At 46.3% G+C, this 11,732-nt stretch carries 10 protein-coding genes, 1 CRISPR repeat array and 1 riboswitch (1 of these 12 cut by a window edge); of the genes, 9 read left to right on the forward strand and 1 reads right to left on the reverse strand.

Features of this window, described 5'->3' with window-relative positions:
• Positions 1–2,814: direct repeats of the CRISPR family, unit length 32 nt; unit sequence GTCGCACCCCTCGCGGGTGCGTGGATTGAAAC (it extends 5,580 nt beyond the left edge of the window).
• Positions 2,815–3,072: 258 nt separating this feature from the next.
• The 6 genes from J0X21_RS09815 to J0X21_RS09840 all read left to right on the forward strand — a co-directional run bounded on the left by J0X21_RS09815 (position 3,073) and on the right by J0X21_RS09840 (position 6,544).
• Positions 3,073–3,423, forward strand: coding sequence for a nucleotidyltransferase family protein (locus tag J0X21_RS09815; RefSeq protein WP_328812674.1), 351 nt, complete (start codon positions 3,073–3,075; stop codon positions 3,421–3,423).
• Positions 3,420–3,938 carry a ribonuclease toxin HepT-like protein gene (locus J0X21_RS09820; RefSeq protein WP_206812027.1) on the forward strand — a complete coding sequence of 173 codons (519 nt, stop codon included), beginning with the start codon at positions 3,420–3,422 and terminating at the stop codon, positions 3,936–3,938. Before J0X21_RS09815 ends, J0X21_RS09820 begins: the two co-directional genes overlap by 4 nt.
• 234 nt (positions 3,939–4,172) lie before the next feature.
• Positions 4,173–5,402 (forward strand): selenium metabolism membrane protein YedE/FdhT, encoded by a 1,230-nt coding sequence (yedE, locus tag J0X21_RS09825; RefSeq protein WP_206812028.1) that lies wholly within the window; start codon positions 4,173–4,175, stop codon positions 5,400–5,402.
• Positions 5,395–5,631 carry a sulfurtransferase-like selenium metabolism protein YedF gene (gene yedF / locus J0X21_RS09830; RefSeq protein ID WP_206812029.1) on the forward strand — a complete coding sequence of 79 codons (237 nt, stop codon included), beginning with the start codon at positions 5,395–5,397 and terminating at the stop codon, positions 5,629–5,631. The genes yedE and yedF overlap by 8 nt, the downstream gene beginning before the upstream one ends.
• Before the next feature lie 152 nt (positions 5,632–5,783).
• On the forward strand, positions 5,784–6,041 hold the full coding sequence (locus J0X21_RS09835; RefSeq protein ID WP_206812030.1) for an Rpn family recombination-promoting nuclease/putative transposase: 258 nt from the start codon (positions 5,784–5,786) through the stop codon (positions 6,039–6,041).
• Between the two features lie 14 nt (positions 6,042–6,055).
• Positions 6,056–6,544 (forward strand): RpnC/YadD family protein, encoded by a 489-nt coding sequence (locus tag J0X21_RS09840; RefSeq protein ID WP_206812031.1) that lies wholly within the window; start codon positions 6,056–6,058, stop codon positions 6,542–6,544.
• A 544-nt stretch (positions 6,545–7,088) separates the two neighbouring features.
• Here the strand turns inward: J0X21_RS09840 and J0X21_RS09845 are convergent.
• Positions 7,089–7,253 carry a hypothetical protein gene (locus tag J0X21_RS09845; RefSeq protein ID WP_206812032.1) on the reverse strand — a complete coding sequence of 55 codons (165 nt, stop codon included), beginning with the start codon at positions 7,251–7,253 and terminating at the stop codon, positions 7,089–7,091.
• Between the two features lie 98 nt (positions 7,254–7,351).
• Positions 7,352–7,524, forward strand: a riboswitch (M-box (ykoK) riboswitch).
• A gap of 202 nt (positions 7,525–7,726) precedes the next feature.
• On the opposite strand from J0X21_RS09845, the gene J0X21_RS09850 reads away from it, so the two are divergent.
• From J0X21_RS09850 to J0X21_RS09860, 3 genes are all read left to right on the forward strand, one after another.
• Positions 7,727–9,454, forward strand: a complete 1,728-nt coding sequence (locus J0X21_RS09850; protein ID WP_206812033.1) for an ABC transporter permease — start codon at positions 7,727–7,729, stop codon at positions 9,452–9,454.
• Positions 9,455–9,485: 31 nt separating this feature from the next.
• Positions 9,486–10,775, forward strand: coding sequence for an ABC transporter ATP-binding protein (locus J0X21_RS09855; RefSeq protein ID WP_206812034.1), 1,290 nt, complete (start codon positions 9,486–9,488; stop codon positions 10,773–10,775).
• A gap of 355 nt (positions 10,776–11,130) precedes the next feature.
• Positions 11,131–11,649 carry an Rpn family recombination-promoting nuclease/putative transposase gene (locus J0X21_RS09860; RefSeq protein ID WP_206812035.1) on the forward strand — a complete coding sequence of 173 codons (519 nt, stop codon included), beginning with the start codon at positions 11,131–11,133 and terminating at the stop codon, positions 11,647–11,649.
• Positions 11,650–11,732 lie beyond the last annotated feature (83 nt).

Genomic DNA, 11,732 nt, shown 5'->3' on the forward strand with positions numbered 1-11,732 from the left:
TGTGGAAAAAATATCTCACGAATATAAGTCGCACCCCTCGCGGGTGCGTGGATTGAAACCGCGAACAGATTGCGAAGGTTATGCATATCCCCGGGTCGCACCCCTCGCGGGTGCGTGGATTGAAACATTCTATCTTTTATGGAAAAGGAACTGAATTTGCTAAAATACTTGAAGAAGAATTTGCGTCGCACCCCTCGCGGGTGCGTGGATTGAAACTGGGTATCAGGTGGGCCGTCCGTCGTTAAATTAAAGTCGCACCCCTCGCGGGTGCGTGGATTGAAACATCTAGGCCGTCGAGAGGCAGTTTCGCCCTCTTGTGTCGCACCCCTCGCGGGTGCGTGGATTGAAACAGTTTAACTGTATCAGTATTATTTAAAATGTTTAAGTCGCACCCCTCGCGGGTGCGTGGATTGAAACTCCCCTACTTTAGAAGTAGGGGTATTCTGCTACCGTCGCACCCCTCGCGGGTGCGTGGATTGAAACCAATAACAGAGAAACCAAGTTTGAAACTATGCAACGTCGCACCCCTCGCGGGTGCGTGGATTGAAACTTGCTAAAGAAGGTTAAATGTTCCTGCAAGCATTTCGTCGCACCCCTCGCGGGTGCGTGGATTGAAACAATAACCGACCGTGCAGGGTGTGTTCCCTGCTCAGTCGCACCCCTCGCGGGTGCGTGGATTGAAACTGAGCATATAAGGCTTGATTTTTTCGTGAAGCTCATGTCGCACCCCTCGCGGGTGCGTGGATTGAAACAAGGGATGGTTGTTGAGTGTAACAAAAATTGTAAAGTCGCACCCCTCGCGGGTGCGTGGATTGAAACAGTATGCCCCTGCAGCTCACAGAACATAGTATTTTGTCGCACCCCTCGCGGGTGCGTGGATTGAAACTGCAAGGAAGGTAATATTATGAAAATAGGCTACGAGTCGCACCCCTCGCGGGTGCGTGGATTGAAACACCATGAACATATACATAAATATACAAATAAATGCAGTCGCACCCCTCGCGGGTGCGTGGATTGAAACAAGAAGTTTTGTTATCTTTTCGTCGAAAGTTTGGGTCGCACCCCTCGCGGGTGCGTGGATTGAAACGCCATGTAGCCAACTACCTATTCCATAGATAATTGTCGCACCCCTCGCGGGTGCGTGGATTGAAACCCCAAAGTAAAGTATTATAGTTTTTATCTCCTAAGTCGCACCCCTCGCGGGTGCGTGGATTGAAACCGGCTCCCTATGATGCAGTGGCCATGATCGAGAAAGTCGCACCCCTCGCGGGTGCGTGGATTGAAACTTCAAGCACTCTTACGGTTTCCGACCAATGAGAGGTCGCACCCCTCGCGGGTGCGTGGATTGAAACTCTTGATGACACCGATTTTCTACCTCTTGCCGTTGGTCGCACCCCTCGCGGGTGCGTGGATTGAAACTTCTAAGAAGATATGGATTATAGTTGTCCAGTCCGTCGCACCCCTCGCGGGTGCGTGGATTGAAACTTCCCAAAACTAAAGGAGGTGAGGACCATGCCAGGGTCGCACCCCTCGCGGGTGCGTGGATTGAAACTTCCAGTCCTCACCCTTGTCGATCGTAGTAGTGACAGTCGCACCCCTCGCGGGTGCGTGGATTGAAACAGGCCCAAATCCAAATTAACAAGAACAAAATGAGGAGGTCGCACCCCTCGCGGGTGCGTGGATTGAAACTCTCAGCAGAGGCCTATAGCAAACACGGCCTTAAGTCGCACCCCTCGCGGGTGCGTGGATTGAAACTGGGAAAAACGGCTCCTGGATGTAGTCAGAGACAAGGTCGCACCCCTCGCGGGTGCGTGGATTGAAACGTACAGCCAGGTGGCATGATAATGTCTCAGATCGTGGTCGCACCCCTCGCGGGTGCGTGGATTGAAACACATCAATTCTATCTATAGTGCATTTCATATAAGCGTCGCACCCCTCGCGGGTGCGTGGATTGAAACGACCAGTGATGCATTTCTAAGGGCTGTAGCACCAAAGTCGCACCCCTCGCGGGTGCGTGGATTGAAACAACGATGTGTTTACATGCCCCGAAGCTGCAGAGAAGTCGCACCCCTCGCGGGTGCGTGGATTGAAACAACGTTCCACCGCATAAGGCTTTTGAGTATGAGTCGCACCCCCCGCGGGTGCGTGGATTGAAACACTGGCTGAAGCGTTGCCGTGGGCCATGCTTTACGTCGCACCCCCCGCGGGTGCGTGGATTGAAACCCGGTGGACAGCAGTACCTAGTCATTGACAAGGTCGCACCCCCCGCGGGTGCGTGGATTGAAACAGGAGTAGGCGGTGGAGTGACGTATTCGTAAAGTCGCACCCCCCGCGGGTGCGTGGATTGAAACTGTGATGAGCAGAACGGCTTCAGCCCGGCTCATGGTCGCACCCCCCGCGGGTGCGTGGATTGAAACGATTTGGACTGTTGCTCCTACGTCAAAGATCGGTCGCACCCCCCGCGGGTGCGTGGATTGAAACATGTTTGAGAGCTGCTTTCCGGACTACGGCGCAGGTCGCACCCCCCGCGGGTGCGTGGATTGAAACTTGCAAGTCAGACTGTAAGCGGCGCGGCTGACCTGTCGCACCCCTCGCGGGTGCGTGGATTGAAACTCAGATCTGGCGTAGACATTGTGACGGTGGCTGCGTCGCACCCCTCGCGGGTGCGTGGATTGAAACAAAGAATCAACCCATCATGCTATTTATCGGGTTAGGTCGCACCCCTCGCGGGTGCGTGGATTGAAACGGAATACTTTCGCATAACAAGCAAATTCGCGCCCGGGTCGCACCCCTCGCGGGTGCGTGGATTGAAACTCCTTTGTTTGAGTTCTAAGCCATCAAGAGGAGTCATACACCACTCAGATCGTGGGAGCCAGTACGCAAGTCATGCATACCAAGATATCCTAGAAGAGATGATCTAGGTGAGACCCAGGCAAAGGATCTTTTTGCAAGGATTAATACTTCTTCTGATAAGACCTTTGAAATACCCGCAGTATTATTAGTCATTGAATTATCCCCAATTCCATGCTATTCTAAGCTTAAGGAAATTATTGGAACAAGGGAGGGCTGATCGTGGGGACGTCTCCGTATTTAGCAGGGCACTTAAAGAGAATAGCGGAGGAAGAAGCAAGGACGCAGGAGCGTTTGAGAGTTGCTCAGGCTAAGGCGGAACAAATTGCAATGGTCCTGCGTAAAGAATTCCCTGGCGTGGAAGTCGTGCTGTTCGGTTCGCTGGCTACTGGACAGTTCGAGCTAGATTCGGATATTGATTTGGCAGTGAAAGGACTCCCCGAAGAGCATTACCTCAAAGCTTACGGAATTGCGGAGAGTATAGCTGACCCGATCAAGGTGGATGTCGTGCAGCTTGAATTTGCCCGGGAATCTCTGCGCTCTAACATTGAAAGAGATGGGGTGATCCTATGACCGCTGCCGAAAAGCGGGCCGCCAGCTATAAAACTCTTATTGCTAATATCCTATCTGATTGGGAGTCCTGCCAGGCACAGCTTGATTCCATTATGGAGTTGGTACAAGAGATAGCGAAAGACCAGGGACCGGTCCGTGGCTCGGATGTGATGGCCGTTGCTGCTTACTTATACCATTTTTATACCGGTGTAGAGGCAATTTTCGAACGGATTTCAAAGGCTTTTGACGGTGGACAGCCTCTCGGTGGAGATTATCATCGGGAGCTGTTACGTTCGATGAAACTAAAAATACCTGATGTACGCCCCGCTGTAATCACGAAGGAGCTTTGGTATGATTTGGATGAGCTCCGGAGATTTAGGCACATGTTCCGCCATGCCTATGGGGCTGAGTTGCGCTGGCGCAATGTAGAAGCCTTAGCTTCTAAGACGGGGGCTTTAAGACGCAGTCTTACCTATCAGATTGAGAATTTCATTAAGTTCGTGGAAGATATGACTACTGATATTGACCATCGCTAATTATCAACTCTAATTATCTGTCCCTTTTAGATGTCTATATCCCCCCTCTACTTGGAGAAAATGGTAGTATCCGGGTAAAAGGGGGATTTTTCGTTGGGTAAGTTGTTTGAACTTTTGACTGCTGAGTAGATTTAAAAAGGGTTGAAAAATGATCTATTAGATATTATAATCATATTGTTATAAAACATATAATTATAAACTAATAGTTGAAACATACGAGGAAGGGGTTCTCTCATGAAACAATGGTGGCACGGGTCTTATGCGCCTCTACCGGTAGTAATTACCTTGGGAATTCTCAGTGCAGCTTATTTTGGCGTGTTAGGCACGGTTTGGGCTGTTACAGGAGAGTTTACCCGTTGGGGAGGGCATCTGTTACAGCTGGCCGGCTATCCTATCGAGCAATTAAGTTACCTTAAGATCATTAAAATGGATGTGATGCCCTGGCAAAGGGTGGATGGATGGGTCGTTTTCGGTATGTTTTTTGGTGCGCTTATCGCCGCTCTATCTGGAGGAAATTGGAAACTGCGTGTGCCGATTCAGAAACGCCGTCTTGTTCAGGGCTTAATCGGTGGAATCATAGCCGGTTTCGGGACCCGTTTATCTATGGGATGTAACTTAGCTGCTCTTTTTACCGGAGTACCTCAATTTACCTTACATGCTATGCTGTTTACCATTGGAACAATTGCAGGAACTTGGTTTGGTTTAAAAATTGCTTTATCTTCCTGGTTCCTGGGTACACCTAAAATTGTGGCGCAAAAGGGTTCTATAGTTCAGGCCGCTCTTCAATTGAAGAAAAGTAGACAGCCCTGGCTAGCCTTAGTAGTTTTAGTCGTATTTTTTATCATCGTAGGAACTTATTTTACAAAAGGGTTAAGTGCCCTGGCTACGGCCGCTTTATTTGGTCTCGGTTTTGGCTGGTTGATTGAAAAAGGCCAAATCTGCTTTACATCGGCTTTCCGAGATTTATGGATCTCTGGGCGGAGCACGATTGCCAAGGCTCTTATCTGGGGAATGGGAATCCAAACGCTAGGAACTGCCTGGTTTATTGCCCACGGCACTCCGGCCAAAGTGATGTGGGCAGGATCTGGCGCAATCCTTGGAGGGCTACTTTTTGGCATTGGAATCGTAATTGCCGGCGGTTGTGAGACAGGATGGATGTATCGGGCCATGGAAGGTCAGATTCATTTCTGGTTTGTAGGTATCGGCAATGTTATTGGAGCTACGGTCTTAACCCTTCTCTGGGATAAAGGGATCTACCAGGTTTTGGTAGCGCCTTGGCCTAAGGTTGATTTTGTTAAGCTTTACGGATGGCCGGCAGCCTTTTTTATCGTCTACGGTTTTCTTGCGCTTCTTTATGTCTTTATCAGATATGTTGAGAAAAGAAAAAGCTTCACCAGTCTGGTCAAGCTGCCTTTGGGTGAAAATATTTTAGGGAAAAGAGAGGAGAATCTTACCCATGGATAAGATTAGGGTGGATTATACACTGGATTTAAGGGGAGAACCTTGTCCATATCCCCTGATTTACAGTTTGGAAATACTGGCTAAGATGGTGGCAGGTCAAGTACTAGAGCTTATTGCCGATTGTCCCCAATCATTTCGCTCAGTTCCGGAAGAGGCTGTTAAGCAGGGGTATAAACTGGTGGCTGGTCCATTTAAAGAAGGATCTGTTCTTCGTTTCTACTTGCAAAAATAACTACCCTATACGCGCTGGGGTCCCAAGGGTTCCGGTCCCCGGGTAATTCTACATGTTTGATATAGTTATCATAAGTTTTTCTAGTTCGTCACGTTCTCTTGAGGGTACCTGAAAATATTCCTTGAGAAGTTATCCTTCTGTTCTTTTACTTAATGGCCACGTTTCTTGAACTCTTAAAAACCTTTGTCGGGGAAGCATGGACAGAGGATATCCGGGAAGACGACCTCACACGTGTGGAAAAAAGCTATATCCTTCAGGACTTCAATGAGAAAGAATCCGATATCGTTTACCGCTTGCACAGTAGAGAAGATATGGTCTTTTACGTCTTATTGGAACTCCAATCCACCGTGGATTACGGGATGCCTTTTCGACTTCTTTTGTACATGGTGGAAATCTGGCGGGACATCTAAACTTTCAATACATCTTGTTTGACGTCAATCGTTATCCGGAAGACATGCTGATCCGGGCGTCCAACCTAATTGCCAGTATTTTTGCCTTAGATCAAAAAATGAGCAGGGAAGCTTTGGTCAAGCGGCTGCGGAAAATGGTCGATAACCTCCGAAACTTAAAGAACGAGGACTTCAGGCAGCTCGTCATCTGGATTAAACATGTTCTGAAAAGCCGGCTCACAGAACCTTTGAGGCAGGAAGTTGATCATATCTTAGAGAGAGCCAATCCGCAGGAGGTGGAAATAATGATCTATAATTTGGAACGAACGCTGGATGAGATAGAGCAGCAAGCTGAATTTCGAGGCATGCTTAAAGGCCGGGAAGAAGGCCGGGAAGAAGAGAAAGTGCTGACAGCCAAGGCGGCTCTGGCGAAAGGGTTAACGCTCGAACTCATCGCGGAAATCACCGGACTTCCTCTGGAAAAGCTCCTGGAGCTGCAAAATGAGATTAGGCACAAAACCTGAGCCAGTGGGTACCAAAATGGTACCCTTTGCTCGCCTGAATTGAGACCACGAGAGTGGTCGTTTTTCTATATATCAGGGAGTATAAGTTTTTGGGGTACTTCTATAGGGTACCCCTTTACTTGCAGATTTGGTAAGCCGGAGCATATGGAAGCTAATGTTTTGAAAGAGATACTCTTTGATTCGCATAGGCACTGGGATGCTTTTGTAGAGAAATACGGTAGTCGTATCAGGCCGATTGTGATCAAAGAGGCTACAGGAACGTAGACGGTTTTACTTTCAAGTCAATTTTATTCCCAGGATAATAAGCTAGAAACTTTGTAACATCTGTAATACCAATAGTGCAATCGACCGGAAACACACTGGTGATAAATCGTGATGTGTAAGATACCGCAGCAAATATTTCTTCATCGCTTTCAAAGTTCAAATTAGGAATCACTCCTTTTTAGTTTGGCTCAACCCGTTCTAACTTACCGTGAGAATCAATTGATTCAATACCCCCCGCTCGCAGACCAGGTGGTATTGAATCAATGACGCTGGAGTGTACTTAGGGTGAAATTTGCTCCAATATTTTGCCTTTAGTCTCCACAGCAAATAGAGCCGTGATTATCGCTCCGGCCAAAGCGACCAGGCCAAACATGGCAAAAGCAAGAGAAAGAGAGTAGCGAGACACAATCACCCCTACAATATAAGGTCCGATGGCCGAAGCCACGTAGCCAGGCACACCTATACTGAGGAGTCTATTTAAGTTATAAGAAATAGTTGACAAATTAATAAATAATATCTAAGATATGTATTGCAAATTCATAATTATTTCTTCGTTAGGTGAGGCTCCTATACGAACAAAGGCCACTGCCCGGAAATGTCGAAAGACGCCAATGGGTAGAACAGGTATTACCGGCTTAAGGTTTTACTTAATGTGGCTGAATGGATTGTTCATTCTACGTCGTGTAGTGCCAAAGCTCAAACGAGTGGGGAAAGAGGTTCTGGTTATTAACCTGGGCTATGCACTTTTGGTGTGCTTTCCCCAGGTTATTTTATTTTAAAAGGTGGTGGTTGGTTAATATATGGATATGCCTGACCGACGAAGCAGCTTAACAATTAAATCACAAAGCACCAGCCACTATCTCAAATTATAAAATGTAATCATTAGGATAGTGGAGTGGGGAATTGGAGGTGTTACCGGTGCGTAGAGAATTAATTCAGGCTCAACAGACGAGGAAGTTTGGTTGGGTAGACATCTTAGTAATTGCTTTGTCTATTGGCTTATTATATTTTTTACTTACCTTAGGGAGCGGAATGAAAGCATCCTTTATTCCGGAACAAGCCTCCGAGTTAAGCCTTAACCCTATTCTATTGCCTTATTATACCGGACGGTCTTTGCTAAGAATGTTTCTGGCCTATGGGTTATCACTTATATTTGCCTTTGTCTACGGACGTATTGCTGCTTATCACAAAAGGGCGAGCATTGTCATGATTCCATTGCTTGATATCTTACAGTCCATTCCGGTATTGGGATTCTTATCTGTCACAATTACGGGGTTGATTGGTTTATTTCCTGGAAATATGCTGGGGCCGGAGTTAGCCTCTATTTTTGCAATCTTTACCGGGCAAGCCTGGAACATGACTTTTAGCTTTTATTACTCTGTAACAGCTATTCCGAAAGAACTGCGGGAAGTTTCCTCGATGACACGTATGTCCGGATTCAGTAGATTTACCAAGCTGGAACTACCTTATTCGATGATTGGCTTGGTCTGGAACAGTATGATGTCATTCGGAGGAGGATGGTTTTTCCTCGCTGCCAGTGAAGCAATTTCAGTGTTAGGAAAAGACATTAAACTGCCCGGTATTGGTTCTTATATGGCAACAGCTATTGACAAAGGAGACATGAATGCGATTTATCTATCCATTGCCACAATGATCTTGATGATTGTCGTGGTAGACCAATTGTTCTGGCGGCCTCTGGTTGCTTGGTCGCAAAAGTTCAAGATGGAGCAGTCAGAAGGGGATGTCCAGGAATCCTGGTTCCTGGATTTATTGAGAAAGTCGGTTGTTATTTCTCAAGTACAGGCTTATATAAAGGCTTTTACCTTAAGAATTAGAGAGTCGTTCCAAGGAATTAAAAGTATTAGGCGAACTACTAAGGAAAATCCTGTAGTTAATATGTTCACCCGATTACTCAAATGGGTCATTGCCTTTTGGTTAATCTATATTGTAGGTAAGCATGTTATTGATGGAGTATTGTTAGTTTTGCACTTAAGTCAAGCCGACATGTTAAAACCATTGGAATATGGGAGTTATACTTTCCTGCGTGTTTTGCTGGGAACGCTGATCGGGACTTTGTGGACAGTGCCGGTGGGTGTAACTATAGGATTGAATCCGAAACTATCCCGCTTCGCCCAACCATTGGTGCAAATTGCCGCTTCTTTCCCGGCCAACATGGTATTTCCTTTTATCACTCTGTTTTATCTTAACCATCATATTAGCCTTGAAATAGGTGCCGTACCTTTAATGATGTTAGGTACACAGTGGTACATTCTTTTTAATGTTATCGCCGGTGCCTTGGCAATTCCCAATGACTTAAAAGAAGCCAGTACGGTTTTAGGACTTAATCGTTACGAAAAATGGAAAAGACTTATTTTGCCGGCCATCTTTCCGTTTCTCGTTACCGGTTGGATCACCGCAAGCGGTGGAGCTTGGAATGCCAGTATTGTTTCCGAAATTGTTTCCTGGCAAAACCATGATTTAGTGGCAACCGGTCTAGGTGCCTATATTGCCTCGGCAACCAATGAAGGTAATTGGCCGAAAATCATTTGGGGGATTACAGTGATGGCTCTCATCGTTGTTGTTACAAATCGACTGATTTGGCGAAAGTTGTATGCAATAGCGAATGAGAAATTTAATATTGCCTAAGTAAAATTGTCTAAGAAGGAGGTCGAGTCTCGTGGCGAAAGCATTAATCAAATTAGAGCATATCTTTAAGTCCTATGATCTGCCAGGAAACAATAATGCTACTGTGCTTTCCGATATAAACTTGGAAATACATGAACGTGAATTCGTGGCCATTTTAGGGCCATCCGGCTCCGGAAAATCCACTTTGCTACGGATAATTGCCGGATTGGTCAAGCCTAGTCAGGGTAAGGTATATTACAAAAATGAAACCGGTGAAGGATTTAGAACAGGCATGAGTATGGTATTTCAATCCTTCGCATTGTTTCCGTGGCTTACTGTCCTGGAAAACGTTAAGCTTGGTCTAAAGAATAACCAAAGCCTTAACGCAAAACAAAAAGAAGAAAAGGCCATAGAAGTTATTGATATGATAGGTTTAGACGGGTTCGAAGGAGCTTATCCGAAGGAACTCTCCGGCGGTATGAAACAAAGGGTTGGATTAGGCCGGGCCTTGGTTATGGAGCCTGACCTATTGCTGATGGATGAGCCGTTTTCTGCCTTGGACGTGCTGACTGCCGAGAACCTAAAACGTGACTTGCTGGAGCTTTGGCTGGACAAACGGATACCCACCAAGTCTATCGTTATGGTGACCCATGGGATCGAAGAAGCAGTATACATGGCCAACCGTGCCGTTGTCTTATCCAGAGATCCGGCCAGAGTAGTTGCAAATATTCCAATTAATTTGCCTCATTGGCGAGATAAACAAGATAAAGCTTTTACAGCTCTGGTTGATAAAATTTATTCCATCTTGACAGCTAAAGAGGTTGAAATCACGACTCAAAAGGAAGATACGGCAAAGAAAATAGTTCAGTTGCCTCATGCACGGGCCGGGGCTTTAACAGGCTTTATCGAGTTGCTTGAAGATATTGGTCAAAAGATGGATTTATATAAGCTGGGAGACCAGTTGAGCCTAGACCTCGAAGACCTCCTGCCAATTGTGGAAGCTGCATCTTTGCTTGAAATGATAAAGGTTAAGGAGGGGGATATAGAGCTAACGACTATTGGTAAGGAGTTTGCAGAAGCGAGTGTTCTTCAGAGAAAAGAGATCTTTAGAGACCAGGCTTTACAACGTATTGGCAGTCTGAATACGGTTTTATCAGCTTTAAATTCAAAATCCAATGGTAAGATGCCTGAAGAATTTTTTCTAAATGTACTAACCCGTCATTTTGGTGAAGAAGAGGCTCTCAATCAGCTCGCTACAATAATAGATTGGGGTAGGTACGCAGAGCTATTCGCATATGATGAGCATATTGGCCAGATATATTTAGAGAGGGAAGAGGAGTAAATTGAAATTTACAAACAAGGAAACGAGTTTATAACTCAATCCCTTGTTTTTTTGTCATCGGAAGGCGAAGGTATTTCTCGCTAAGAGGTTTACTTTTTGTTAGTGATAAATGCCCCGTCAATAAAAACGAAAACGGGTGAGGTCGAACCTGCCTCCTCGGATCCAAGATTGGTACTCGCCTCTGCGGTTTCAATAGGTGATAGCAGTCTGCATGTACTCCATCGCTTTTAGCCTGCCTATAAAGAATTGAAACTCGCGAAGGGTTCATCGCACGGTGATAAAAAAGGATTTGTGAATGTTGGGATACTAGAGAATATGTTATAATTGTAATTAGGAATAGCTAGGAGTTGATGAGATGCCCCGGGCGCAAGAAAACCCAGCCCATCATCCGCACGATAAAGGGTATAAAGAGCTGTTAGCCAATAAGGCCACGTTTCTTGAACTCTTAAAAACCTTTGTCGGGGAAGCATGGACAGAGGATATCCGGGAAGACGACCTCACACGTGTGGAAAAAAGCTATATCCTTCAGGACTTCAATGAGAAAGAATCCGATATCGTTTACCGCTTGCACAGTAGAGAAGATATGGTCTTTTACGTCTTATTGGAACTCCAATCCACCGTGGATTACGGGATGCCTTTTCGACTTCTTTTGTACATGGTGGAAATCTGGCGGGACATCTACAATAACACTGCGGTCGAAGAACGGGAGCGCCAAGGCTTTCGGCTCCCTGTGATCATCCCAGCGGTGCTCTATAATGGAGAAGGGAATTGGACCGCGGCTCAGGACTTCCGAGCGATGCTCAACAACGCGACCGCTTATGCCAATCATATTAGAGAGAGCCAATCCGCAGGAGGTGGAAATAATGATCTATAATTTGGAACGAACGCTGGATGAGATAGAGCAGCAAGCTGAATTTCGAGGCATGCTTAAAGGCCGGGAAGAAGGCCGGGAAGAAG

Origin of the sequence: Paradesulfitobacterium ferrireducens (assembly GCF_017310645.1) — a bacterium.
Lineage (GTDB): Bacteria > Bacillota > Desulfitobacteriia > Desulfitobacteriales > Desulfitobacteriaceae > Paradesulfitobacterium > Paradesulfitobacterium ferrireducens.